Raw genomic sequence first — 26653 nt, forward strand, 5'->3', positions numbered from 1 at the left:
GATGGCTGCTTCTCCGGGACGACCCGCGCTCTCCCCCAAGCAGGCTGCCCTGCGGGATCAACGCGTCCTCGTCGACGCGTTCTGCAACTTCCACGCGGACGTCGTCACGCAGAAGCGCGTTGTCGTCGCCTCGGGCGGCGTGCTCCCGCACGACGCCGTCCAGCAGCGCCTCCTCGACGCGTTCGAGCAACAAGCGGGCAAGATCCAGGGCTCGCTCCCCGAGCACGAGCGCCGCCTCTTCGAGGAGACCCGCTACGTCATGATCGCCATGGCCGACGAGGTCTTCCTCCACCTCGACTGGACCGGCAAGGAGCCCTGGGCGGACAAACCGCTCGAGTCCGTCGTCTTCCAGACGCGCGACTCGGGAGACCGATTCTTCAACCGCATCGACGACGCCCTCAACGGACGTATCCCCGCCTCGTCGCAGCTCCTCACCGTCTACCTCACGGCCCTCGCGCTCGGCTTCCGCGGACGGTATGCGCCGCTCGGCACCGGCGAGCCCGAGACCTACCGCCAGCGCATCGTCGACTTCCTCGCCCGCACCGATCCCGAAATCGTCCGTGGAGAAGAGCTCTGCCCCCAGGCGCACGAGCACACCACGAACGACGCGCAGCAGAAGCGTTTGCCCTCCCTCTCCCGAGGCCTCCTGCCGTTCCTCGTCGTCATCCTCGGCTGGATCGTCATCGGTGAGATCCTCTGGCTCTATCGCACGGCCGAGCTCGACGACGTGCTCGACCGCATCGAGGACGCCACGTGACCGTCGGCACCCTCCTCAAAATCGTCGCCGGCCTGATCGCGCTCGCGGTCGTCGTGACCGGGGCTTACGCGCTCTTCCTCGCGCAGAAGAAAAAAGCGCAGAAGGCCCTGGAGCTCGCCAAGCGCGAGGGCAAACCCGATCCGACGGCCGAGATCCGCGCCGCCTTCGACAAGGCCAAGGCCGCGCTCGTCAAGAAGGTCCAGGACAAGACCGCGCGCGAGGAGATGCCGCGTTACCTGGTCCTCGGCGAACCTTCGTCCGGAAAGACCACGCTCCTCGGCGGCTCCGGCCTCAGCGTCCAGCTCATCGAGGGCGGAGATCCCGCGCCCGGCGACACGTCGGCGGTCAACCTCTGGATGCTCGGCAAGGCGCTGCTCGTCGACGTCGCCGGCCGTCTGCTCTTCGGCGAGGGCGGCACGCCTGCGCCCGATCCGCCGTACCGCGCGCTCTTGCACGAGCTCAAGCGCCTGCACCCCGATCGCCCCGTCGACGGCATTCTTTTGACGGTCCCCTGCGCCGAGGTCATGCAGACCGCGCGCTCCACGCCGGCCGAGCGCAAGCGCAAGGCGACGGTCCTGCGCGCCGCCGTCTCCCTCGCGCAGCAGACGCTCGGCATGAACGTGCCGGTCTACGTGGTCGTCACGCAGACGATCGCCTCTCTGGCTTCCGCAGCCTCGGCATCGAGGTCACGCAGACCGGCCGCGACGACATCCTCGGTTGGTCGAGCCCGCACCCGCCCTTCACCGAGGGCTCCGAGGACTGGGTCGAAGAAGCGCTCGGCACCGTCCGGGATGCACTCCTCCGCTACCAGGCGCGACGGTTTGCCGGCGCCCCCGTCGTCCGCTCCCCCGACGACTTCTTCCTCTTCCCGAGCGAGATCGAGTCGCTCGCCGACGGCCTGCGCACCTACGTCGATCCCGTCTTCCTCGAAGGCGCCGGCCAGGAGACGCTCACCCTCCGCGGCATCTACTTCTGCGGCCTCGCCGATCCGCCCGCGGGCCCCCCGCAGCTCACGGCCCCCGGCGCCGCCCCCGCTGCGCCCGCGCCGCCGAAGCCCGCGGGGGCCGCCGCGCCGGGCAAGGTCCTCTTCACGAAGGATCTGTTCGAGCACAAAGTGTTCGCCGAGCGGAACCTCGGCAAGCCCGCGGCCACCGCGCTCCGCCGCCGCCAGCGCATCAACCTCGCGCTCCAGATCGTGGCGTGTTGCCTCGGCGGCGCCTTCCTCGCGGCCCTCTGGATCGACGCCTCGCGCCTCGAACGCCGCACGACCGCGGTGATGCCTTTCCTGCGCGACGTCCAGAGCAACGTCCTGCAGGCGAAGAGCGAGACCCCGGGCACCGAGGCGAGCTTCGACACCAAGAAGCTCCGCGCCAAGGCCCTCATCGAGAAGCTCGAGACGATCGAGGAGTCGGGCCGCCTGCGCTCGCCGCTGAACCCGGCGTCCTGGTGGGGCCGCCTCGACCGCCGCGTCGACACGGCCTTCGTCGTCGCGCTCGAACACGTCCTCGTCGATACGTTCCGCGCCGGCCTCACCGAGGAGGCCACGCACCTGCTCCGCCCGCTCCCGCCGCAGCCCCCGCCCGACGCGTTTTTCCCGCTCAGCGTCGAGAAGAGCCAGGAGTACATCAACCTCGAAACGTGGCTCCGCGAGCTCACCGCGTTCGAGGCCCACGTCGCGCGCCACGATGGCCTGCTCGGCGAGCTGCCCAAGGACGCCACGCCCGACGCCCGCATGCAGAGCGTCGCTGATCTCTCGGACTACCTGCTCGGCTACAAGACCTCGCCCACGATCGCGGTCGACTACTACCGCAACGCCCTCACCCGCGGCGCGCGCCGTCAACCGTTTGACCTCGCCCCGCGTCGGGATCCTGCGCGCGAGAAGGCCACGGCGCTCTTCAAGGGCCTGCAGGATCGTGTCCTCGAAGCCTACAGCGACGCCGTCGTCCGCGCCGACGTCGAGCAGCTCGTGCAGAGCCTCAAGGATCTGGAGACCAAGGGCGCCGAGTACACCGCGCAGGATCTCTGGACCCTGCGCGACGCGATCGCGCGCGTCGAAGCGCACCTCGGCGCGCCCACGCTCTCCTGGGTCTCGGGCGAGTCGCTCCCGCCGAACGAGGGCATCGCGGGTCTCTTGAAGACCGTCAAGAACTCGCGCCTCCTCGGCGCCGACGTCGAGGCGTCGTTGCGCAGTGGCGTCGACGCGCGCCTGCTCGACCTCAAGACCTACGTCGCGAGCGCCGGCGCGCCCCTCTCCGGGCCCATCCTGGAGCGCAAGGGCGGTGTCCTGCTCATGCGCCTCTCGCCCTTCATCCTCGGGCTCAAGGCGCCCATCGACGCGCTCCGCCAGCAGACGTTCATGACGGCCGAGGAGGAGAAGACCCTCACGCCCGATCTCGATCGGTCGCGCGTCGACTGGGACGCCGAGGTCCTCAAGGAGGCCGCGCGCCTGCCCAAGGACTACGAGACCTTCCTCCAGGGCGGCGTGCTCAAGACGGTCGACGCGCGCATCCGCAACACCATCTCCGATCTCACGGTCCGCCAGATCAAGGCGAGCACCCTCGGCGCCGTCGCCCGCGCCGCGCGCCCGGCGACGCCGCTGCCTGGGAACAACAATCGCCAGTTCGAAACCGTCCGCGGCGACGCGACGAACCTCGGCCAGGCGATGGCCCCCATCCGCGAGATGATCGGCGCGTTCGTCCGCCTGCGCATGGACGACACGCGCGATCGGCTGCGCGAGCTCTTGCGTGGCCAGGGCTCCGAGGTCCTCGGCCGCGCCGCCGACGTCCTCCGCGCCGAGAACCTCTACGGCCTCAAGAAGGGCGGCTTCACCTGGTGGGACGGCAAAGGCACGCCGGCCTTCGAGGCGTTCAGCGTCCCCGACGCCGGCCGTTTGTCCGAGTATGCCGCGGCCCAGCGCACGCGCGCGGCCACGATGCACAAGGAGCTCGCCGAGCCTTTGCTCGCGGCCATGGAAAGCCCCGAGGTCGCGGGCGACGCGAGCGGCGATCCCAACGTCTCGCTCTGGCAGAACGTCGCCTGGCCGCTCAAGGATTACGAAAACAAGAAGGCGGGCAACGGGGTCTCGAACCTGGAGACCTTCATGCTCTCCGACCTGCCGCTCATCACGGCGAAGAACTGCATCGCCGAGCTCGACAAACGCGCCGGCGTCGACGGCTCGGGCGGCTTTTTCGCGGGCAAACAGAAGTACATCGTCGAGGAGCTGCGCGAGCGCTGCCGTGTCCTCGCGAGCGAGGAGATGCGGGATCGTTATGCCGCGCTCCGTCGCACCTTCAACCGTGAGCTCTCGGGCAAGTTCCCCTTCGTCAAGATCGAGCCGGGCATTCGCGTCGAGGACGCGCGCCCCGAGACCGTGCGGCGGTTCCTCCAGGACGCGGCCGATTTCCGCTCCGATTTCGGGTATGTCCTCGGCAAGGACACGAAGGCCTCGGCCGGCGAGGTCGGGCGATTCCTCGAAAAGATCGAGGCCGTCCGCGCCTTCATGATGCCCATGTGGGCGCAGGTCGAGTCGGCCGAGGACGGCATCTACGACGTCAAGGTCGAGTTCCGCGTCAATCCCGCCCTCGAGGTCGGCGGCAACCGCATCGCCGACTGGGCCATGCGGCTCGCGGACGAGCGCCTCTTCCGCGACGGCCCCAAGGCCGAAGCGAGCTGGCGCGTGAACGACCCCGTCCGCGTCGATCTGCGCTGGGCGAAGAGCAGCCTCGACGTGCCGCTCTCGACGCAGGGCCCGAATGTCTTCGTGAACGATCGGACCGTCACGTTCGAGGAGCGCGGCCCCTGGGCGCTCTTGCGCATGATCGCGTTCCACCAGAGCTCCGCGCGTGACGGCTCGCAGAAGACCGAGGGCGGATCCCACGTGCTCGGCTTCGTCGTGCAATCGTCGCCCGATCCGACGGGCGGCTTCATCGAGCGCGTCGGCACCGACGCCAACACCGTCCGTGTCTTCGTCCGCCTCGCGCTCACCGGCGTCGAGAAGGACCGGATGCTCAGATACCCCGAGTTCCCCGCGATCGCTCCGAACCTTTAGGAGACAGAGCCTCGATGTCGACGAAGGCCCCGCTCATCGATCTGGAGACGCTTCTCCTGCCCATCTCCGAGGAGGCGCCTTGTGGCTCGTCTCTCCGGTACGAAGGCACGTACGACCGCGTGCGCGAGGCGCGTCGCGAGGACGATCCCTCGCTGCCCATGGGCGAATGGGAGACCAAGCTCAAGGTCGCCGACTTCGCGCTCGTGGACAAACTTTGCCAGGACGCGCTGCGCAAGAAATCGAAGGACCTCCAGATCGCGGCCTGGCTCGTCGAGGCCTGGCTCCGGCGCTCCCGCGTGAAGGGCCTCGGCCAGGGTTTGTCCCTCGTCGCCGGGCTCTGCGAGCGGTACTGGGACGGCCTCTTCCCCGCGCTCGGCGACGACGCCGATGCCTCGGCGCGCGTCGCGCTTTACGAGTGGATGGACGACATCCTCTCGGATCGCCTGCGCCGCACGCCGTTCGGGGACGGCGACGGGGCGTTTTCGCTGCTCGATTGGGATCTCGGCGGACAGGCTGCGCCGCCCGACGGGGACGGCGAGGGCGCGCGGCCGACACGAGAATCGCTCCTCGCCAAGATCTCGCTCGGCGGCGCGGCGACGCGCTGGTCCGAGATCGCGCTCGACGCGGGCACGTCGATCATGGCGGCCGAGGCGGCCGAGGCGGCGATCGCGACGCACGTCCCGCGCCCGCCCACGCTCCGCCGCGTGCGGGAGGTCCTCGGGCAGATCGAGGTCCTCGCGCGTGACGCGGCGCGCATCAATGGCGAGAGTGTCCCGGAGGCGAGCGCGTCCGCGGCGAGCCCGCCGCCGCTCGGATCGGCTGCGGCGGCCGCGGCCGCGGCGGCGTTCACGGCGCCGGGCGGGGGAGGGGGAGGCGGCGGCTCGTTTGCGATCGCGAGCCGCGCCGACGCTTATTATCGGCTCGCCGAGGCGGCCGAGTACCTCATGCGGACCGAGCCGCACAGCCCGGTCCCATACCTGGTCAAACGTGCGGTGCAGTGGGGCAACATGTCGCTCGCCCAGCTCCTCTACGAGTTCGTGGGGAACCCCGACGATCTCGTGGCGATACAGCGCTTGCTCGGGATGCGCGGGAGGGAGGAGTAACCGGGGGGAAGGACCGGGAGCGGGAGGGAGCGAGCGCCCTCACGAGGGTGTTGTGTTGACGAGCCCGAGCACGGTAAAAGGGTAATGCCCAGGAGTACACGCCGTGCGCGGGCGGTTTTTCGGAGACTTCAAAAGCCGCGGCGTCGCCGCGAGAGCCGAGGAAGGGAGCCATCGATGGCAGAGAGCAAGCAGCACTGGCTGGACCGAAACCGTCCGCCTCGTGTGCAGATCACGTACGACGTCGAGACGGGCAACGCAATCGAGAAGAAAGAGATCCCGTTCGTGGTCGGCGTGTTGAGCGATCTGGGGCAGAACCCGGCGAATCCGCTGCCCAAGTTGAAGGAGCGCAAGTTCGTCGAGATCGACCGCGACAATTTCAACGACGTCCTCGCCTCGACGAAGCCGGAGATCACGGTGAAGGTCGACGACGTGATCAAGGGGGCGGGGAAGATCTCGATCCCGCTCACGTTCACGCACCTCGACGATTTCCGGCCCGAGCGCCTCGTCGAGCGCATCCCGGAGCTCCGCAAGCTGCTCCGCGCGCGCGAGCGCCTGAACGACCTCCTCGGCAAGCTCGAGGGCAACGACGAGCTCTCGGCGGCGCTGCGTGAGGTCATGGAGAGCACCGAGGCTCTCCAGAAGATCACGGCGGAAGTTTCCAAGGATCAGAGCTAGGCCGCGCGGAGGGTACGAACATGCCGGAAACTACGAGCGTCAAGCAACTCATCGCCTCGAGCGCGGACGGCGGGGCGATCATCGATCAGATCCTCGCCGAGGGCGCGATGGTTCGGGGGGACAACCCCGTCCAGAAGAAGCACGCCCGCGACATCGTCGGAGAGTTCTGCCAGCAGATCCTCGACGAGCGGGATCCGAAGGACAAGCAGCGCGCCATTGATCTCGGCGCGGTGGCGGCCATTCAGGATCGCATCAACGAGATCGACGAGATCATCGGCAAGCAGCTCGACGTGATCCTGCACGCGCCCGAGTTCCAGTATCTCGAAGCGCGGTGGCGGGGCCTGCACTACCTCGTCATGAACACGGAGACGAGCACGCGGCTCAAGATTCGCGTGATCAACGTCCGCAAGGACGAGCTCCGCAAGGATTTCGAGGCCTCGCCCGAGTTCGATCGCAGCTCGCTCTTCAAGAAGGTGTACGAGGAGGAGTACGGCACGTTTGGCGGCGCGCCCTACGGCCTGCTCCTCGGCGACTACGAGTTCGACGGTTCGAGCCCGGACGTCGGCCTCTTGACCGAGCTTTCGAAGGTCGCGGCGGCGGCGCACGCGCCGTTCATCTCGGCGTCGAGCCCGTACCTCTTCGACATGGAGAACTTCGGCCAGATCGGCGTGCCCGGTGATCTCGCCAAGCTCTTCGAGAGCACGCAGCTCATCCAGTGGAAGGAGTTCCGCGAGACCGAGGACAGCCGTTACGTCGGCCTCGTCCTGCCGCACGTCCTCATGCGCCTGCCCTATGGCCCGAAGGGCGTGCCGGTGGACGGCTTCATGTACGAGGAGAACGTCGGCGCGGAGGACAAGAACTTCCTCTGGGGCAACGCGGCGTATGCACTCGGCCAGCGGATCACGAACGCGTTCGCGCATTATGGCTGGTGCGCGGCGATCCGCGGCGTCGAGGGCGGCGGCCTCGTCGAGAACCTCCCGGTGCACGTCTTCAAGACGAGCGAGGGTGATCTCGCGGTGAAGACCCCGACCGAGGTGGCGATCACCGATCGTCGCGAGAACGAGCTCTCCGAGCTCGGGTTCATCTCGCTCTGCTATCGCAAGAACAGCGGCCAGGCCGCGTTCTTCGGCGGCGCGACCGCGAACAAGCCCAAGGTGTACAACCTGCCCTCGGCGACGGCGAACGCCCGTCTCTCGGCGCAGCTCCCGTACATCATGGCGACGAGCCGGTTCGCCCATTACATCAAGGTCATGATGCGCGACAAGATCGGCAGCTTCATGACGAAGGACAACGTGTCGTCGTACCTCAACAACTGGATCGCGGACTACGTGCTCCTGAACGACGACGCGGGTCAGGACACGAAGGCGCGGCTGCCTTTGCGCGAGGCGCGGATCGACGTCACCGACGTTCCCGGCAAGCCGGGGGCGTACCGTGCCGTCGTTTTCTTGAAGCCGCACTTCCAGCTCAACGAGCTCACGGTCTCGATGCGCCTCGTGGCGGATCTTCCGCCTCCTGTGGCGTGACGGGCCTCGCAAATCAGTGTAGGGTATGATCAGGAAGTTACCGCCCCGCGCTCGAACGGAGCGCGCGGGCGGTGACCGTCGACGGGGACGCGGAGGAGTGAACGATGGAAACGAGTTTTTTGGAGATTGAAGGCGTCAAGGGCGAGAGCACGGCGAGCCAGGGCAAGGACAAGGTCGAGATCCTTTCCTTCAGCCACGGCGTCTCGATGCCCCTCACGGCGGGCGCCTCGGCGAACGCGCGTTCGCACGGCCGCACGGTTCATCAGGACTTCACGTTCAGCAAGTTCCTCGACATCACGTCGCCCACGCTGAACCTCAAGTGCAGCGGCGGCGACAACATCAAGAAGGCCGAGCTCACCGTCTTCCAGGCCGACAAGAACGACGGCGACATGGTCCTTTATTACAAGATCACGTTCGAGGACGTGATCCTGACGAACGTCTCGGTGAGCGGCGGCAGCGGCGGTCGTCCCATCGAGACGGTCACGTTCAACTACCGCAAGATCAAGTGGTCGTACGCCCAGCAGGGCCAGCCTTCGCCGGCCGGCAAGAAGGGCACGGCCGAGGCGGGTTGGACGCTCGAGGAGAACAAGAAGCTCTAACCCGAGGACGCTTCATCGTCCCAGGGGAACGACAGAATGGCGAAGGCGTGGGGATCCACGAGCGCGGGCAGGGTTCCCCTGTTCGACCGGTTGGTCGACGAGAACCCTGCTCAAAAACAAGAAGCGGTCCCCTATTGCACCCTCGATCGAGACGGGCTGCGCGCCTCGGTGGCCCGCGAGCTCGGTCGAATCCTCGGCACCCGCAGCCCCATCTCCGGCGACGAGGCTCTCTCCCGGCAGCGCACGACCCTCGATTACGGTTTGCCCGACCTCGAGCTCGGCGGCCGTGCGCTCGTCCCGGAGGAGCTTCGCCGCCTCGTGCGCCTCGTGCAAAAGACGATCGAGGCGTACGAGCCGAGGCTCCAGAACGTACGCGTGGAGATCAAACGACGCGAGGACGCGGCGCCGCATGCGCGCCTCGTGGTCGCGCTCTCGGCGACGCTCGTCACGGACGAGGTGCGTGAGCCGCTCTCCTTCGAGGCTCCGCTCGACGCGAGCCAGGGGGCCTTATGAGCAAGGGAGATCCCGATCGGGAGATGCTCGAGCTCTATGCGCGCGAGCTCGCGTATCTGCGCGAGCGTGGCGCCGAGTTCGCGAAGGACTATCCGAAGATCGCGGCGCGCCTCGGTACCTCGAACCAGGCCTCGGCCGATCCCCACGTCGAGCGCCTCGTCGAGGCCTTTGCGTTCCTCTCGGCGCGCCTCACGCGGGACATCGAGGCCGAGCTGCCGATTTACACGACGTCGCTGCTCGGCACGCTGTATCCGCAGCTCGCGTGTCCCGTGCCGGCAATGGCGATCGCCGGGTTCGAGATCGACCCGAAGGAAGCCAAGCTCGGCTCCGGGTACACGGTCGAGAAGCACACGCCGCTCTTCGCGGCCTCGCAGAGCGGCCCTGTTTGTTATTTTCGTACGGCGTTTCCGGTCACGCTCTGGCCGATCGAGATCGTCAATGCGGGCATGGTCCCGCCCGAGAACCTCGACGTCCCCTCGTGGCTGCTCACGAACGCCGCGGCGGCGCTCGAGATCGAGATCGCGACCGGCGGGGTGCCGCTCGACAAACTCGGCATGCGCTCGCTGCGCTTCCACATCGCGGGCGGCGGCATGGGCGCGGCGCGCCTCTACGATCTGCTCGCGGCGCACGCCGTGCAGGTCCTCGTGGTCGGGGAAAACCCCTCGCAAGATTGGACGTACGGCAAGATTCGCCCCGTCGGCTTCGAGGCGAACGAGGACGTCCTGCCGTATCCGCCGCACGCGCACCGCGGCCATCGCCTCGTGCAGGAGTATTTCGCGTTCCCGGAGAAGTTTCATTTCTTCGACATCGAGCTGCCGAAGCTCCCGCCGCGCAAGAACGCGAAGATCCTGGTCCTCTTCGATCAGAAGCCGCCGGCCGGCGTCGCGGTCCGCCCGACGACGTTGAAGCTCGGCTGCACCCCGATCATCAACCTCTTCCCGCGCAGCGCCGAGCCCATCCGCGTCGATCACACGCGGCCCGAGTATCGCCTCGTCGCCGACGCGCGCCGCGAGCGGACCACCGAGGTCCATTCAATCACGCGCGTCGCGGCCACCGCGCCCGGCGAGCCCAAGCAGGTCGACTACGCGCCGTTCTTTTCCTTCGTGCACCACCGCGCGGGCGAGCGGCCGCGCGCGTTCTGGCACGCGCGCCGCGTCGCCACGGGCCGCAAGGACCTGCCGGGCACCGACGTCTGGCTCACGTTCGTCGACACGGACTTCAAGCTCGCGCGTCCCCCGTCGGAGACCGTCTACGCCGGCGTCCTCTGCACGAACCGCGATCTCGCGAACGAGATCGCCAAGGACACGCAGCTCTCGCCCGAGCGCCCCGTCCCGGCGCGAAAAATCGTTTGTCTCACGAAACCGACCCCCCAGCGCGCCGCGCCCATGGGCGGCGAAGCGCTCTGGCGGCTCGTCTCGAACCTCTCGCAGAACCACCTCTCGATCACGGACGGCAAGACGGGCGTCGCGGCCCTGCGCGAGATCCTGCGCGCCTATGTCTTCGGCGACGCGCCCGACGCCGAGCGCCAGATCGACGCGCTCCTCGAAGTGTCGAGCCGCGTGGTCACGCGCCGCCTCGGCAGCGACGCGTGGCGGGGGTATTGCCGGGGCCTCGAGATCACGCTCACGCTCGCGGACGAGCAGTTCGCCGGATCGAGCCCGGTCCTCTTGGCCTCGATCCTCAGCCGATTCTTCGCCTTACAGGCGCACATCAATGCGTTCACCGAGCTCGTGCTGAAGCGAGCATCGCGCGCGGAGGTCTGGAAACGATGGCCGCCCACGGCTGGCGAAAGAGCCCTTCTGTAGAGGCCTGGCTCTTCGACGAGGGGCACGCGTTCGATTTTTATCAGGCCGTCTCCCTCCTCGAACACTGGCGCGAGGGCGACGCCGTCCCCGTCGGCGAAGGCTCCGATCCGTCGCGCGAGTCCGTGCGATTTGCCGGGAGCGTCGCGCTCGCCTTCCCCGAGACCGACGTCGCGCGTATTCGCCCGCCGCACCGCGAGGGCGAGCCTGCGAAGATGCTCGTGAACTTCCTCGGCCTCGGCGGCGCCCTCGGCCCGCTGCCGCCGCCCATCGTCGAGTCGATTTACATGCGCGCCGTCCGCGGCGACACCGCGGCGCGTGATTTCCTCGACATCTTCAACCACCGCCTCGTCTCGTTTGCTTATCGCATCCGCAAGGGCCACCGCGTCGGCCTCGGCGCCTCCTCGCCCGAGAAGGACGATGCGGCGCGGCACCTCTTCGCCCTGCTCGGCCTCGGCTTCAAGGCGCTCGAAGGCCGGCTCGCGGTCCAGGATCGGGCGCTCCTCGAGCACGCGGCGAACCTGGGGAGCGAGTCGCGCTCGCTCGAAGGCCTCGTCGCGATCCTCCGCCGGCATTTCGGCGTTCCCATCGAGCCCATCCCGCTCACCGGGGCCTTTCACCCGATCGAGGAGGCCGACCGCACGGCGATCGGCCGATCCGGCCAGAACCGCGCGCTCGGCCGTGACGCTTGCCTCGGGGGGCGTTTCTGGGATCAGGAGTCCACGTTCGATCTGCGCATCGGGCCCATGAAGCTCGATGAATTCCTTCGATTCCTCCCGGACGGCGACGCGCTCGGGCCTCTCTGCTCCCTCGTCCGTTTTTATGCAGGCGCACGATTCCACTTCGGCCTCATCCTCGTCCTCGCCGAGCGCGAGGCGCCGCGGATCGAGCTCGGGAGCGCCACGTGCGCGCTCGTCGGCCAGATCGCCTGGCTCGGAAACGTGAACAAGAACGGCGGCAAGATCCGCGAGGTGCGTTTGTCCCGTGCGGCCATTCGGAAGGGGCTCGGCGAGGCGCCGGGCTGAAGGACTCCCTCATCCCCGCCCCTCGTTCATCGCTTGGGGGCTTCGCTTGGACGAGCCGAGCTCTGCCCCCAAACCCCCCTCGCGGGAGAGGGGAGAAGAGGCGTCTGGCGAGGGGTGAGGCTTGTCAACGGCGCGCGCGCCGCGGTATCGTGGCATCCCGATTTCGTGGGCATCGCTCGCCGTGACCGCGCCATTGGGAGAGGACGGTTCTTAGCCGCATGACGACCGCAGATCAGAGCCAGGGCGCCACGGAGAGCATTCCGAGCAAGCTCGGGAAGTTCGCCTCGGAGCAGATCGACAAGGCCGAGGTCACGGTCACGAAGGGCGTCTCGACCGTCCGCGACTCGACGAACCAGATCATCAGCAAGGCCGAAGAGCAGATCCTCAAGCTCAACAAGGCCCTCTACGAGACCAAGAACGGGATCTCGGCCGGCATCGACACGGCGATCAAGGAGACCGAGGGCCAGCTCAAAGGGATCACGCCCGAGCTCAAGAAGATGGGCGAGGAAGCCATCTCGACGGCCAAGGGCAAGCTCGACGGCCTCGTCGACGAGGTCGAGGGCAAACTCGAATCGCAGAAGGACACCCTCGTCAAGACGGCGCAGGATCAGATTCAGAGCGCGGCCGACGCGGCGAAGGGCAAGATCGACGAGATCGGACAGCTCGGCGAGGATCAGGCGACGAAGGTCCTCGACGCGGTGAAGGCGCAGGCCGACACGGTCGATCAGAAGCTCGGTGATCTCGGCGGACAGATCGACGGCAAGATCGAGGCGATCGGCTCCGATCTGCGCGCCAAGTTCGAGCTGGCGCTCGCGAAGGTGCCCGACCACGACGGCGCGAAGGTCGAGATGTCGGCGAACGTCGACGCTGTCGTCGACGAGCTGCGCTCTGCGACGAAGGACTCGATCGAGCAGGCGCGCGAGACGCTGAAGTCGCTGGTCAAGCAGACCGACGACACGATCAAGCAGACGATCGGCGACGTGCGGCGCACGATCGGCGAGGTCCCCACGCGCATCAACCAGTGCGCGCAGGACATCATCGCGAAGGTCAATGACGCGATCCAAAAGACGATCGACGAGATCTCGAACCTCGCGCACGGGCTCGTCGCGCGCACGGCGGAGCTGCTCAACGAGGCGCTGCTCACGATCACGAGCACCGTGGACAAACTCCTCGCGGACGGCTTCGCGCTCGTGCGGGGGATCAAGGCCGATCTCGATCGTCTGCTCGACAAGCTGCTCGAACAGATCCGCGATTTGACGCTCGGCACGCTGGAAGACGTGCGCAAGGCGGCGAACGAGCTGCTCGGCACGTTCGAGACCGAATGCAAGAAGATCCTCCAGACGATGGAGGATTCCGTCGTGGGCTCGGTCGAGGAGCTCGGCGGCAAGATGAACGCCTCGATCAAGGCGCTCCAGGCCGAGTTGAACCTCGACGCCGACAAGATCGTCCGGGATCTCGTGGCCGAGGGCGCGAAGGGCCACGACGACGCGCTCGCCGACTTCATCAGCGCTGGTTACGAAGAGGACACCTCGGTCATCCCCAAGATCCGCGCGAAGGGCGAGGCTGCGATCAAGCAGATCGAGGCCAAGACGAAGGCGCAAGGGGAGAAGCTGATCAAGGACTTCGAGATGCAGGCGACCCTGCTGAAGCCCAAGATCCAGGCGCAGGGCATCAAGGTCGTCGCGCAGATCGCCGCGCTCGGGCCGAAGCTCGCGATGCAGGCGGTTCAGATCGCGTCGAGCATCGCTTCGAGCATCAAAGACAAGGGCGAGGCGGTCAAGAAGACGTTCGAGGAGCTGCAGAAGACGCTCGTCGACGCGATCACGAAGAAGATCCCCGATTACCTCGACAACTGCAAGAAGCAGATCAAGGCCGCGGCCGACGCGCTCGTCGAGGCGGGCAAGACGTTCTACGAGAAGACGCTCGCCGACCTCATGGCGACGATCAAGGCGGCCGAGGCGCGTTTCAAGAAGCTCGCCTTGGAGATGAAGGACCTCATCGAGACGCAGGTCCTCGAGCTCGTCGCCTCCATTCGCAGGACGGTGGAGACCTCGATCCAGCGCTTCAAGGATCTCGGCAAGGCGTTCGAGGACAAGACGAACGCGCTCATCAACGACATCCCGGCGCGGCTCATCAAGCTGGAGCAGGTCGCGAGGCTCGCGGTCGATCGGGAAATCGCGCTGGCGAAGGGGCTCGCCAATGCGACGAAGGAAGACATTCTCCTCAAGGCGCGGACGGCGCTTTCGGAGATCAAGAAAGCGGCGTACGGGGTCCTCGGCGGGATTCAGGGGGATCTCGGCGCGGTGCAGGGCTCGCTCGCGCTCGTGATCCCGGCGGGCGCAGGGCTCGACGCGGCGGGCGCGATCAACCTCGCGGTGTCGGGCGGGCTCGAAGGGATGATTGCGTCGGCGGCGAACGCGGCGTCGGCCGTGGTGACGGCGGGCGTGAATGCGGCCGAGGCCGTGAATTCGGCGGCGGAGCAGGCGGCGGCCGCGATGGGCGCGGCGGGATTCGAAGGCGCGGCGAATGCATTGACGGGCGTGCTCTCGCAGCAGATGGGCGAGGTGCGGACGGAAGGCGAGAAGGCCAAGAACGTCATTGCCGCGGCCAAGGAGAAGATGACGGCGGTCGCCAAGGAGGCGAGCGATACGTGCACGCAGGCGGCGCAGGCGGCGCAGGCCGCGGCCGCGGAGGTCGTGGAGGCCGCGAATGCGACGGGTGACGCGGTCAAGGCGTCGGCCGAGAACCTGACGAAGGGCCTCGAAAAGGCGAAGGACATCGTCAAGGAAGCCGGCAAGACCGCGATGCAATCGATGAAGGAGGCCCAGGACGCGCGCAAGGGCGGCGACGGCGCGCAGGCCGGCGCGGGCGCGCAGGCCGGGGCCGGCGGCGCGGATGCTGCGGCCGGCGGCGCGGAGGCGGGCGGCGCGGACGCGGCGGCAGGCGGCGCGGACGCGGCGGCAGGCGGTGCGGATGGCGCGGCGGCGCCCGAGGGCGAGGCGGCGGCGGATGCGGCTGCGGAGGCAGCGGCTCCGGACGCGAAGGCAGCGGCCCCGGACGCGAAGGCAGCGGTTCCGGACGCGAAGGCAGCGGTTCCGGACGCGAAGGCAGCGGTTCCGGACGCGAAGGCAGCGGCTCCGGACGCGAAGGCAGCGGTTCCGGGCGCCCCTGCGGGAGTTCCGGACGCAAAGGCAGCGGTTCCGGGCGCTCCTGCGGGAGTTCCGGACGCGAAGGCAGCGGTTCCGGGCGCCCCTGCGGGAGTTCCGGACGCGAAGGCAGCGATTTCGGGCGCCCCTGCGGGAGTTCCGGACGCGAAGGCAGCGGTTCCGGGCGCCCCTGCGGGAGTTCCGGACGCGAAGGCAGCGATTCCGGGCGCCCCTGCGGGAGTTCCGGACGCGAAGGCAGCGGTTCCGGGCGCCCCTGCGGGAGTTCCGGACGCGAAGGCAGCGGTTCCGGGCGCCCCTGCGGGAGTTCCGGACGCGAAGGCAGCGATTCCGGGCGCCCCTGCGGCGGTTCCAGGCGCCCCTGCGGCGGTTCCGGGTGCGGACGCGGCCGCCGCAGCAGCGCCGAAGCCCGGTGAAAAGCCTGCCATTCCAGGCGGCGCGGCCGTGCCCGCGGCCCCGAAGGTCGGCGATAAACCCGCCGTGCCCGCGGGCGCCGCGCCTGCCGCGCCCGCCGTCCCCGGTGCTCCCGCGGCCTCCGGTGCTCCCGCCGTCCCCGGTGCTCCCGCGGCCCCGAAGGTCGGCGACAAACCCGTCGTGCCCGCGGGAGCCGCTGCTCCCGCCGCGCCTGCTGCGCCCGGCGTCCCGGCGGCCCCTGCGGCCAAGCCCGCGGCGCCCGTGGTCCCCGCCGGCGCCAAACCCGCGCCCGCAGCCCCCGGCGCCCCCGTGGTCCCTGCCGGCGCCAAACCCACGCCCGGCGCCCCCGTGCCTCCGTCCGCGCCCGCATCCCCCGGCGCCAAGCCGGGCACCCCTGCCGCTCCCGGCGCGAAATGGCCCGGCAGCGGCGGCAAACCCGGCGTGTGACGTTCGCCCGCGGAGATGAGGCACAGCGCCGTTTGACCCGAAAGCCGGGCTCCGGCGTCGACCCATGAGCGACTACCAGGACTGCACGCTCATCGAGATTCGCGGGGCGAGGGAATTCGTCGTCGACGCACGACGGGTGCATGCAGATGCGCTGCTGCCGCTGCCGTCGGACCCCGCCACGATGCTGCGCATGCTTTGTGAAGGAACACGCGCGAAGGCGCTGCCGACGATCGCGCCCGACCTCGATTATTTCGACGAAGCGCAGCTCCTCGACAAGGCGAGTGGTTTCTTCGACGACGTGGAAGTCCTCGCGTGTGGCGCGCGCGCGGGCCAGCTCGAAGCGCGGTACCGGATCCGCTTGCGGACAAACCTCGACTGGCGTCGCCACGAAGCGGGCGCGCGGTGGGGCGCAGCCGCGGCCGTCTGGCTGCCCGGTGTGGGCGGAGCGCCCAGCGAGCTGCTCACGCATCTCGCCAGAAATGCGCGAGGCAAAAAAGGGGGTACGCCCGCCGAGCGCCTCGCGACGTTGAAGAACATCATTCGAACCCGCGTGCGCGACGTCGGCGCGGCCGCGAAGCAGCTCGGCACGTTCGAGGCCGAGGCTTCGGACATGGCGTTCGAGTTGAGCCGATTTCTCTATTACCCGTACCTCGCGGTCGACGTCGCGCCCGCGCTCGGGCTCCTCGGTCATCCGTCCGCCGTTGGACCGCTCGTCCTCGCGCTCCTGCACACCGAGCGCCTGAGGTTGCCCCATGACAAACCGTGTGCGCCGTATTTTCAGCAGGCGCTCGCCTGGCTCGGCCCGATCGCAAAGCCACTCGCCGAGGCTGTCCTCCGCGCGCCCGGGGAGGAGACCCTGGAGCTTGATTTTGCGCGATGGCGCGTGCTCGGCGACGATGACGCGCGCCGCAGGTTCGTCGCGACGAAGGCGCCCTCCAACGTCAACGCCGCCCTGATGTTCAAGCTCCGGCGCAAGGCCCTCCTTATCGACGGCCCGAGCACGCAGCTTCGAGACATCATCGACGGCGTGCGGGAGGGCCTCCGCAAAAAGAAAGACCTCGACGGCCTCGGGACGTCCTTCGCGCAGCTCGAAAAGGTCGCCCTCGCGCGTTGCGCCAAGGCGTAACGCCTCTCAGGGCACCTGGACCGTGACCTGCCCGGGGAACGAGATCTGAATCACGCCGCCCCACATACACATCAGCTTCGAGCTGTTGTTCAGCGCGGGCATGTTCGCCAGGAGCACCGTGGGTGCACCAACGATCCACGGCGCCGGCGTGTTCGGAATGCACGGCATCGGCGTGAGCACGCCCATCGCCGCCGCCGTCGCCGCGGCCACCGTCGGGTTCGCCAGGCTCTGACACATCCCGAACGGCAGCACGTTCAGCATCGGCTTGCCGTCCATGATGTTCGCCAGCGGTCCTGCGCTGTTCAACGTCCGGTTCGCGGGCAGCACCGTGAGCGAGCTCGGCGCCACGCCGAAGCTGCATTGCATCATCGCGCCCATGCATACGTGCTGGCCCATCGTCAGCCTCCCGCGAGCTTGTTCACGATCTTGTCGAAGAAGGACGTCTCCTTCTCCTCCTTCGACTTGGGAATGCCCTTGTCGTCGTACTCGACTTCGCCGCGCTTCTCGCCGTCCTTGTACGACGCCTTCGCCTTCAGCTTGCCTTGCACGTCGTAGCTGAACGCGTCGCCTTGTTTCTTGCCGTTGTCGTACGTGGCGCGCTCGCGGACCTCGCCGTTCGGGAAGTACTCGATCACTTCCCCGTGCAGTTTGTCCGCCTTGTAGTTCGCTTTCCGCAGCGTGTTGCCCTTGCCGTCGAGGAACAAGGACTCGCCTTCGAGCTTGCCGTTCTTGTAGAACGACCGCACGACCTCGTTTCCCTGCTCATCGAACGACAGGAACGGGCCGTTCTGTTTGCCCTTCTCGAAATGCATCAGCGTCCGCAGCCGGCCCTCGTCGTAAAGACGCGTCGGCCCGTGCTGCTCGCCTTTCACGAACGTCACGATCTGCGAGATCTTGCCGTGCTCGTCGAAGAGCTTCGTCTCGCCGTGCAGCGCGCCGTTCTCGAAGGACGAACGCTCGACCTCGCGCCCCTCCGGGTCGTACGTGATCGACAGCCCGTGGAGCTTGCCCTTCGCGTAATTCGCCCGGTGCGCGATCTGCTTTTCGGTCTCCCCGTACTGGACGAACTCCCCGTGCAGCTCGCCCTCTTCCATCTGGAACCGGGAGATCAGCTTGCCGGTTTCGTCGCGCTCTTCGTGGTCGGTCGGCATCGGGCCCTCGCTCAGTTGATCTTCACCATGCCGCCCTTCAACGTCAGCATGCCGCCGCCCTCCACCGCCGCCTGCGCGCCGCCCTTCGCCTTCAGCGCGATCGCGCCCTCGAGCGTCATGTTCGTCCCGCCCTTGGCCTTGAAATCGGTGCCGGCCTTCAGCGTCATCCCCGTCCCGGACTCGGCCTTGAAATCCGTGCCCGCCTTCATCGTGAACGCCTGCTTGGCCTTGATCGTGACGCTCTTCGCCTCGATCACGAGGTCGCCGTCGACCTTGATCGTGTAGTTCTTCGTCACCTTGTAATCGAGGTTCGCCTTGTTCGTGTGCGCCTCGTCCTTGGTGATCTCCAGCGTGCGTTTGCCCTTCACGCTGTGCGTCTCGTCGCCCTTGTCGACCTTGATCGTGCGGTTGCCCTTGGTGACCGTGAGCGACTCGTCGCCCTCTTCGATCGTCACCTTCCGCTCGTTTTTGACGTTCTTCGTGTAATCGTGGAGGACCTTCACCGTCCAGTCGTTCTCCACCTCGAAGAGCATGTCCTTCTGGGCGTGCGCGTAGAACTCCTCGCTGTCCTTCTTGTCCTCGAAGCGCAATTCGTTCCCCGCGTCGCCCTCCTTCGTCGAGCGGCTCAGGATCGTGCTCTTCGTCTGCGCGCCCGGCAGCCCATAAGGCACCGTTTGCTCCGCGTTGTACACCGAGCCCGTCACGAGCGGCCGGTCCGGATCGCCGTCGATGAAGCTCACGACGACCTCTTGCCCGATGCGCGGCAAGAACCACGCGCCCCAGCTCTTGCCCGCCCAGGACTGCACGACCCGCACGAAGCACGAGCTCTTGTCGTCCTTCGCGCCCTTGCGATCCCAGTGGAACTGGACCTTGATGCGCCCGTATTCGTCCGTCCACTGCTCCTCGCCGCTCTTGCCCACGACGACGGCCGTTTGCGTGCCGGGGATCGCGGGCTTCGGCGTGATGCGCGGCGGGCGGTACGGCGTCTTCTTCGGGAAGCCCTCGAAGGTATTCGTGTACCCCTCCTGGCTCGCCCGATGCACGACCGCGCCGAGGACCCAGTCGGTGTTCGCGTCGTCCCGATCGTGCTCGTCGAGCTTGAACGCGTGGCCCGCGGTGAAGGCGCGACAATTGGATGCGCCGGACAAACGCACCGCCCGCGCCTCCTCCGCTTCGATGCGGAGCTTCGCGCGCGCGTCGCCCGGGCTCTTCTCGATGTGCCCGCCCGGGTACTCGAAGAGCTCGAGCTTGCCGGATTCACCCGAGACCTCCGCGAGCAGCGACGTGCTCGGCATCTCGAAGTTGTAATCCGTCGACGCGTACTTCCCCGCGACGATCTCTTCTTCGAGCGTGCACTCGACGACCGCGTCCTCGTCCGTCGACGACGAGAACTGCTCGACGAACCGCGCCTTGTCGAGGTTCGGGCACGGCACGGCCGACGCGCTGTCGTCGGTCAAGACCATCACGTGCTTGCCGTCCTCGTGCGTGAAATAATAGTGGATCCCCTCGTCCTCCATGAGACGCGACACGAAATCGAGCGCGGTCTCCTGGTACTGCACGCAGTAGGGGCGCGGCGCGTACGAGCCCTTCAGCGAATCCTTGAAGTGCTCGCCCGACGAGAAGCCGAGCTCCTGGAAGAGCGCCTTCAGGATGTCGGGTACGCTCTTCTCCTGGAAGATGCGGCAATCGCTGGTCTTGCCGAGGAGCCACAACCACGGGTGCAGCTCCGCGCGGTAGCGTGTCTGCTTGCCGACGCGACCTGCCTGGACGAACCGCGTGCAGATCCCGTGGATGAAGCGCGGCTTCTCCTTGGCCATGCCCCGGATCGTCAAGGTCACGCCCTTGCCGACGATCGCCTTGAAGTCGAGCGCCTTTTCCGGCGACACGAGCTCGAGCTCGAAGCGGAAGAGCCCCGAGATCCGCTCTTCACCGTGCAGATCGACGAGCAGAACCGCATCCGCGCCGAAAGGCGTCGAGATGGCGATGCCGAGGCTGCCCTGCGGATAAGGCATGGATCTCGGGAAGAGCGTACCGGGGTTCTCAGGCTTTCGGCAAGAGGCTTGATCTCCGGCGCGCGCTCATCGAAGATCACGAGACCGTGGTACGCTTCTGGGAAGAGACCTGCCGATGACGTTCTTTCGAACGGGCATGGGGCTCTTCCAGCTCGGCCGCCCCAAGCTCCCGAGCCGCGACGAGGCCGTCGAGATGCTCGTGCAAATGGCCCAAAAGCGGGGCGGCGCGCGGTATCTGCGAGGCGTCCTCGCCGACGACGTCCCCAAGGTCCTCGTCGACACGATGCCCGACGACGAGGTCTTGCGTTCGCTCGTCGAGCGCATCTCGACCGGACGCATCACGTTCGTGCTCTTGCGCCCGCGCGACACCCGCGCGCCGGGCTTCTTCGTCGAGGGCGACGCGACGGGCGCCGTGCTCGGCCCGGAAAACAAGGCCGGCGATCTGCGCCCCGCGCCCGAGGTCCCGCCCGAGTATCCGGTGCTCGCGCGCGTCGAGAGCGATCAGGTCATCGAATCCACGGCGAAGCTCGTGGCGGATCTCGCGGCGCTGCTCTTCGGCAGGTTCGCCCGGGAGAAACGCGAATCGACGATCGCGCGCACGTACGTGCTCGTCGCGGGCGAGGAGGGATCGCGGATCCAGGGCGCGCGCAGCACGGTCGATATCGCGCTCGACACCGCGCGCTGGCCTGGCGGCGGCCTCGGGCGGCCGAAGCCTTCGGTGCCGGTCGAATACAAGAGCGCCGCGAAGACCACCGGCGAGAGCGCGCGCTTCGCGATCGACAAGCTCTCCGCCTCGCTCGGCCCTGCGTCGCCTCCGACGTCGAGCCGCCCCGCGCCCGCGGTGCCGGACACCTACGTGAACGTCGCGAGTGGCACCGCGCAGACGACGAAGGGCGCGATCGACTCGCTCGGCAAGAGCTTCGCCGACCTTTTCCGCGAGGCGCCTTTCGTGCGTCCGCGTAACACGAGTCCTGTCGAATGAGCGCCGAGACGACAGGCTTCGGGAACATCCTGCTGGGCCGCCCGCGGCGCCTCGATCGGCACGGCATCCTCGCGTTTTTGCGCAACGTCGCGCTCGATCGCCGCGGCATGCTGGAGCTCCGGCGCATGCTCGCCGAGGAGCTCCATCGCTCCTCGATTCATCACCTCCGCGACGACGTTGTGATCGAGCAGCTCGCGGATCGATACCTGCGCGGCTCGCTCTCGCTCGTCCTCGTGCACCCGCGCGACGTCGAGCTCGAAGGCTTCATGGTCGAGGGCGCGGACACGACGCCCCTCACGGGTCCGAAAAACGAGGCCGGCGATCTGCGCCCCGCGCCCGAGGTCCCGCCCGAGTATCCGGTGCTCGCGCGCGTCGAGTCCGATCAGGTCATCGACTCCACGCTGAAGCTCATCGCGAAGCTCACCGATCTGCTCTTCGGCTCGTTTGGCCTGCAAAAACGCCCCTCGACGCTCGCGAAAGAGCTCGTGCTCCTCGCGGCCGACGAGGCGCGCGGCGTGAAGACCGCGAACACGAAGGTCGATCTCGACCTCGCGCTTCAGCTTCATCCCCAAGGCAACGTCATCGTCCCCGATCCGCAGGTCAAGGACGCGTACGTCGCCGCCGCGGCCGAGATTGCGGCCGGGCCGCATCCCGCCGCGAAGGGCCTCATCGATCTGATCTTCCCGCTCGCGCGCGTCGACGTCTCGCGCAGGTTCGACAATCCCGTGAAGAGCGGGTCTGTCCGGAATGACCGGATGGGCGAGGACAAGGCCGAGGACGGCTCGGGGGATTGGGTCGAAATCGAACTCGTCGACGACGGCGATCCGCCGAAGCCGCTCGTGGGCCAGCCGTTCCGGGTCGAGCTTCGGAATGGCAAGGTCGTCGAGGGCGTGCTCGACGAGAATGGCAAGGCGCGCGTCGAGGGCGTCACGGCGGGCAGCGCCACGGTCACGTTCCCCGAGATCGACAAGAAGAAGTGGAAGCCCAACGACGAGGGCAAGGCCTACGGCCTCGGAGGCCCGGCGCCTGCCGGCGCGAGCCCCGTCACGGGATCGTCCGTCGCGGAGGACACGACGTTCGTCGAAGTGGAATTGCTCGACGACGGCGATCCGCCGAAGCCCGTGGCCGGCGCGCGTTATCGTGTCGAGCTCGACAGCGGCGAGACCTTCGAGGGGACGCTCGACGACAGCGGCAAGGCGCGCCTCGAAGGTTTGCCCAAGGGCAAGGGGACGATCACGTTCCCCGACATCGATCAAGGGCAATGGGAGCCGAACGAGGGCGGCACCTTCACGCCCCCGAGCGCGGGCGCGAGCGCCGCGTCCGCGGCGTCGCCCGTACCTGCGGGCGCGTGGACCGACATCGAGCTCGTCGACGACGGCGACCCGCCGAAGCCCGTGGCCGGCGCGCGGTATCGCCTGGAGCTCGCGGACGGCAAGGTGATCGAGGGGACGCTCGACGAGAATGGCAAGGCGCGGATCGACGACGTCCCCGAAGGCAGCGGGACGCTCACGTTCCCGGACATCGACGAAGGCCAGTGGCGCTGAGCGCGCGGCTCACATGGGCTTCTTGATGTTCCGGTACTTCGTCTTGCCGTTCGCGTCGCTGTAGGCTTCGAGGATCTCTTTGCGGTTCGTCCCGGTGGTGTACGAGACGTGCACCCAGCGGTTGAATTCGAAGATCACCTGATCGAAGGGCATCTTCGATTCGAACGCGATGTAGTTGAAGACCTCCTTCACGGTCTTGCCGGAGACCTTGAAATCGGCGGCCTCGCCCTTCACGTGTTGCGACGTCGTCGATCCGCCGATGGCGGTGTTCAGCTTCTCGCAACGGAAGCCGCTGGAGACGGCGACAGAGGCGCCGAAATGCGCGCGGACCTTCTCCAGCACGTTGTCGCAGAGCGCCTTCATGGCTGCGATCTCGGAGGCCTTGGGCGTGTTCTTGATGCCCTTCTTGTCGGCCGTCGAGGAGGCGATGAACTCGGCGAGCGTGAAATGCTCGCTGAGCTTCCCGTCGGTCACGTTGCCGTCGTACTTCTTTCCGCCGCCCGACGAGCTGGACGAGGAGCTGGACGACGAACTCGACGACGACGAGCTGCTCGTGTTCGACGAGCTCTGCGAGCCCGTGCTCGACGACGTTTGCGAGCTCGTATTCGACGACGTTTGCGAGCTCGTCGACGAACTCGACGACGACTGCGCGCTCGACGATGCCGCCGGCTGCGGGGCTGCCTCGCCGCTCGCCAGCGCGACGCGGTAGAGGAACGTGATCGGGTTGTAATGCCAGACCTTGGGGCTCGCGGGCAGCGGGACCTTCTTCCCTTGCGCCTCCTGCCACCAGATCGAGGGCTTCAGCCGATCCTCGAGCCCCCACGTGTTGAACCGGCCCTTCATCGCCGGGATCGCCTTCGACAGATCCACGGCCCACTCGCTGATGAAGCGGCACGCATAGTTGCGCAGGTCCCGCGACTTGGGGTTCGTCTTGTAGAAACGGTGCAGCTCGTCGACGCTGAGGATCTCGTTCTCGTCGTAGAAGCTCCACGAGACCTCGTCCTGCTCCACCATCTTCAGGATGGCGTCGCAGTCCATGTTGAAATCGTCGTCCATGTCCTCGACCTTCTTGGCCCAGGGCAGCACGAACTCCTCCGAGAAGATCTCCCAGTGGACCATGCCGGTCCGCGCGCCGGTCGAGCCATACAGGCCCGACACCCAGAGCACGTCACCCGTCTCCACCTCGCGATCGACCTTCGCCACGACGCCCTTGTCGAGCTCCTTCACGAGCGCCGCGTCGAGCTCGACGCCGCCATTGCCCGCCGGCGGCGGCGGCTGGCAGAGCTTGCCCCACGTCGTCCCGCCCGGATCCACGCGGCCGTCCGGCTTCTTCGCCCACGCCGACTGGAACGTCTTGATCGCGTCCTTCGTCGCCTGATCACAGGCGTCCTGGATCGCGCCCTTGTATTTGCCGTGCTTCTGCAGCCGCGTCTGCACCTTGCGGACGTCGGCCGCCTTGTTGATCCCGCCCTCGCCCACGGAGGCGGAGATCGTGTCCGTCGACGCCGGCTCTGTCGCGGGCTTCGGCGCGTGGAGCCATTTCACCGCCTTGAAGAGCTCGTTCGAGCCGTCGAACTTCACGGCCCCGAGGTGCATGTAGAGCGACCAGAACTTGTATTGCTTCTTCTCGTCGAGCTTCGGGAACGTGACCGCTTCGTGGTACGACTGGAACCAGTCGCCCTTCACCGCGACATATCCCTTTTTCCCCTTCAGCGCCGCGTCCGCCGAGCGCGTCACCGTCACCTGGGCCCAGACGAACCCGTCCGCCGAGGTGTACTTGTCCGTGACGAGGTCGACGCGGTCGCCTTCCTTCAGCACGCCGACCTTGTCGGCCGATTTCGTGGCCTTCGCCCGCACGTTCACGTCCTGCGTGGCGCGATAGCCGATCACCTTGCCGCGCGGGGCCGTCTTGTTCAGCGTCGCCCCGTCGATCTCGTGCTGGAGCAGCACGAAGCTCATGCTGCCGTAATGCGTGATCGCCTTCTTCGGGTCCGAGGGCAAACGCGCCGCGATGACCTTCCCCTTGTAAGGCGCCACGACCTGCGTCCCCTCGGCCACGTGCAGGTGCACGCCGCCATGCCAGACCGTGTTCGCGCCGAGCGGGTAATACCCGCCTTTGCTCTCGACCTCGGTGTGCGCGTAGTACGCCGCCGCGTTCTCGGGCGAGGCGACGCGCGAGTCCTTCAGCGCCACGGGGAAGCTTATCGGCGTGCGCCGCGGGCTCAGCGCGTCACCCTCGACGAGCGTGTAAATGATCGAGCGCGTCCCGTCCTTGCTCGCCTTCGGCGACAGCTCGTTCGTCGTCGTGTTCTTGAGCGAGTGATCCGTCTCGAGGAGCTGGATGAAGCGCAGGTAGTTCGCCATCCCCGAGAGGACCTGGCAGCCCTCGGACCACGCGCCCGCGCGATCCTCGGCGACCGTGTTCTTCTCGCCGCCGTAATGGATGTTGATCGACGCGTTGTCGTGCGTGCTCGCCGCGCTCTCGCCGACGGCGCCGACGTTGCTCGCGTCCGTGATGCGCGTGCACTTCACGTGCGGATCCGGGTTCAGCGCGCGATAGCCGAACCCCTTGATGTCCGCGTACGCCTTCACGCCCACGAGCGGTTTGTACTCCCTGTCCTTCTTGTGCACGGCCAGCTTGTACTTGTGCTGGCCGAGCAGGATGACGGCCGACGCGCCCGCCGACGTCCACTCCGTCGTGCACTGGAACTTCGAGACGGCTTTCTTGCCGTCCTTCTTGTAGATCAGGAAGAGGCAATCGTCGTATTTCGTGTTCGTGCTCGGGACGGGCACCATCGTGTCGAACTCGAACCCGCGCGCGCCGAGGAGGTTCATGCGGCCCTCCTCGTCCTGGAAATCGAACTCCGCCTTGCCCTCGTTGCCGAACCGCTTCTGCGAGCGCTTCCACACGTCGCGCAGGTGATCGTAGAGCTGCTCCTGCGAGAAGTTCTTCAGGTCGAACGTGGTCGTCGGCTCGCGGAGGATCACCTGATCGCTCGGGCCCGAGCTCGTGCTCTGGCTCTGGCCTTTCCCGCCGCAAAGGATGAAGAGCTGGTAGCGCGCGCCGAGCGTCAACCGCGAGTGGTCCTTCACCCAGGACTCCTTCGCGGCCGTCTCCCAGTTCTTCTCCTTGATGGCCTTGTTCATATTCTTGAACTTGTCGAGGCCGGAGTTGCCGACCGCGAAGGCCAGGTTGATGACGAGCGCCCAGGCGATGGCCGGGTAATCGAGGTAGCCGCCCTCGTGCTGCTTCGTGTTCGGATACGCGGTGTTGAACAGCGAGTCCGCCTTCGACTTCATCACCTCCGTGCACTTCTTCCGCGCCGTCTCCGTGCTGATCTGGCACTTCATCAGCGAGGCGTACTTCGAGGCGATCGGTGGTTTGTCGCTGTGGTCGTTGAAATGATCCTTCGCGGCGTCCCAGTCTTTTTTCTTGTCGGACGCGGAGGCCGCGGCGCCCGTGCTCTTCAACGTCATCGGCAGGCTGTCGAGCGCGCTCTTCGCGCTGCCATCGAGCAGGAGGCCAATGCCGATCGTCACGAGCCCGAGGTGATCGCAGTACATGTGCGTCAGGCAGCCCTCGAACCGCCCCGCGAGCAGCGCGGCGATCTCCAGGCACTTCGCCGCGCCCACGTCGCGCACCGTCTTCCCGACGTACGGCGACACGTCTGCCCACACCGCGTCGAGCTCCCCCTGCGTGCAGACGCCGCCCTTGTCGGACGTGAGCTTGTCGGTGATGTACTTGTCGAGCTTCAGGGTCATGGCATC

General features: G+C 67.4%; 18 protein-coding genes and 1 pseudogene. 14 read left to right on the forward strand and 5 right to left on the reverse strand.

Features of this window, described 5'->3' with window-relative positions; translation table 11 throughout:
* The first annotated feature begins 1 nt into the window (after position 1).
* On the forward strand, positions 2–757 hold the full coding sequence (locus POL67_RS08170; RefSeq protein ID WP_271916535.1) for a DotU family type IV/VI secretion system protein: 756 nt from the start codon (positions 2–4) through the stop codon (positions 755–757).
* Here the strand turns inward: POL67_RS08170 and POL67_RS08175 are convergent.
* Positions 703–1230, reverse strand: a complete 528-nt coding sequence (locus POL67_RS08175; protein ID WP_271931057.1) for a hypothetical protein — start codon at positions 1228–1230, stop codon at positions 703–705. The two genes, POL67_RS08170 and POL67_RS08175, sit on opposite strands and share 55 nt — an antisense overlap.
* Between POL67_RS08175 and POL67_RS54135 the strand changes: the two are divergent.
* The 11 genes and pseudogenes from POL67_RS54135 to POL67_RS08225 form a co-directional block, all read left to right on the forward strand.
* A pseudogene (locus POL67_RS54135) lies at positions 1207–1344 on the forward strand (hypothetical protein); the annotation flags it as partial. The gene POL67_RS08175 and the pseudogene POL67_RS54135 sit on opposite strands and share 24 nt — an antisense overlap.
* Positions 1345–1466: 122 nt before the next feature.
* The gene (locus tag POL67_RS08180; RefSeq protein ID WP_271930768.1) at positions 1467–4805 is read left to right on the forward strand and encodes a type VI secretion system protein; all 3339 of its coding nucleotides are present in this window, start codon (positions 1467–1469) and stop codon (positions 4803–4805) included.
* A 14-nt stretch (positions 4806–4819) separates the two neighbouring features.
* A complete protein-coding gene (tssA, locus tag POL67_RS08185; RefSeq protein WP_271916536.1) occupies positions 4820–5908 on the forward strand; it encodes a type VI secretion system protein TssA in 1089 nt (362 codons plus the stop codon).
* Positions 5909–6082: 174 nt separating this feature from the next.
* Entirely contained in the window at positions 6083–6583 is a 501-nt protein-coding gene (gene tssB / locus POL67_RS08190) for a type VI secretion system contractile sheath small subunit (RefSeq protein WP_271916538.1), read from the forward strand.
* Between the two features lie 20 nt (positions 6584–6603).
* Positions 6604–8106: a type VI secretion system contractile sheath large subunit gene (gene tssC / locus POL67_RS08195; protein WP_271916540.1), complete on the forward strand. Its 1503-nt coding sequence runs from the start codon at positions 6604–6606 to the stop codon at positions 8104–8106.
* Between the two features lie 104 nt (positions 8107–8210).
* The gene (locus tag POL67_RS08200) at positions 8211–8705 is read left to right on the forward strand and encodes an Hcp family type VI secretion system effector (protein ID WP_271916541.1); all 495 of its coding nucleotides are present in this window, start codon (positions 8211–8213) and stop codon (positions 8703–8705) included.
* A 36-nt stretch (positions 8706–8741) separates the two neighbouring features.
* Positions 8742–9218, forward strand: a complete 477-nt coding sequence (gene tssE, locus POL67_RS08205; RefSeq protein WP_271916542.1) for a type VI secretion system baseplate subunit TssE — start codon at positions 8742–8744, stop codon at positions 9216–9218.
* Positions 9215–11023, forward strand: a complete 1809-nt coding sequence (gene tssF, locus POL67_RS08210; protein WP_271916543.1) for a type VI secretion system baseplate subunit TssF — start codon at positions 9215–9217, stop codon at positions 11021–11023. Before tssE ends, tssF begins: the two co-directional genes overlap by 4 nt.
* On the forward strand, positions 10987–12045 hold the full coding sequence (gene tssG / locus POL67_RS08215) for a type VI secretion system baseplate subunit TssG (RefSeq protein WP_271916544.1): 1059 nt from the start codon (positions 10987–10989) through the stop codon (positions 12043–12045). Before tssF ends, tssG begins: the two co-directional genes overlap by 37 nt.
* 218 nt (positions 12046–12263) lie before the next feature.
* Positions 12264–16070, forward strand: coding sequence for a hypothetical protein (locus POL67_RS08220; protein WP_271916545.1), 3807 nt, complete (start codon positions 12264–12266; stop codon positions 16068–16070).
* A 64-nt stretch (positions 16071–16134) separates the two neighbouring features.
* A complete protein-coding gene (locus POL67_RS08225) occupies positions 16135–17196 on the forward strand; it encodes a hypothetical protein (RefSeq protein WP_271916546.1) in 1062 nt (353 codons plus the stop codon).
* A gap of 6 nt (positions 17197–17202) precedes the next feature.
* On the opposite strand, the gene POL67_RS08230 is transcribed toward POL67_RS08225, so the two are convergent.
* The 3 genes from POL67_RS08230 to POL67_RS08240 are packed head-to-tail and all read right to left on the reverse strand — an operon-like array spanning position 17203 to position 20359.
* Positions 17203–17592, reverse strand: a complete 390-nt coding sequence (locus tag POL67_RS08230; protein ID WP_271916547.1) for a DUF4280 domain-containing protein — start codon at positions 17590–17592, stop codon at positions 17203–17205.
* Positions 17593–17594: 2 nt separating this feature from the next.
* Positions 17595–18347: a toxin-antitoxin system YwqK family antitoxin gene (locus tag POL67_RS08235; RefSeq protein WP_271916548.1), complete on the reverse strand. Its 753-nt coding sequence runs from the start codon at positions 18345–18347 to the stop codon at positions 17595–17597.
* 11 nt (positions 18348–18358) lie between these two features.
* Positions 18359–20359 (reverse strand): type VI secretion system Vgr family protein, encoded by a 2001-nt coding sequence (locus POL67_RS08240; RefSeq protein WP_271916549.1) that lies wholly within the window; start codon positions 20357–20359, stop codon positions 18359–18361.
* A gap of 115 nt (positions 20360–20474) precedes the next feature.
* Here POL67_RS08240 and POL67_RS08245 point away from each other — a divergent pair, with 115 nt between their 5' ends.
* Together POL67_RS08245 and POL67_RS08250 are read left to right on the forward strand one after the other, a co-directional pair.
* Entirely contained in the window at positions 20475–21341 is an 867-nt protein-coding gene (locus POL67_RS08245; protein WP_271916550.1) for a hypothetical protein, read from the forward strand.
* The gene (locus POL67_RS08250) at positions 21338–22885 is read left to right on the forward strand and encodes an MSCRAMM family protein (RefSeq protein WP_271916551.1); all 1548 of its coding nucleotides are present in this window, start codon (positions 21338–21340) and stop codon (positions 22883–22885) included. Before POL67_RS08245 ends, POL67_RS08250 begins: the two co-directional genes overlap by 4 nt.
* 9 nt (positions 22886–22894) lie before the next feature.
* Here the strand turns inward: POL67_RS08250 and POL67_RS08255 are convergent, their stop codons facing one another.
* Positions 22895–26647 carry a D-Ala-D-Ala carboxypeptidase family metallohydrolase gene (locus POL67_RS08255; protein ID WP_271916552.1) on the reverse strand — a complete coding sequence of 1251 codons (3753 nt, stop codon included), beginning with the start codon at positions 26645–26647 and terminating at the stop codon, positions 22895–22897.
* Positions 26648–26653: the final 6 nt, after the last annotated feature.

It is taken from the genome of Polyangium mundeleinium (assembly GCF_028369105.1).
Lineage (GTDB): Bacteria > Myxococcota_A > Polyangia > Polyangiales > Polyangiaceae > Polyangium > Polyangium mundeleinium.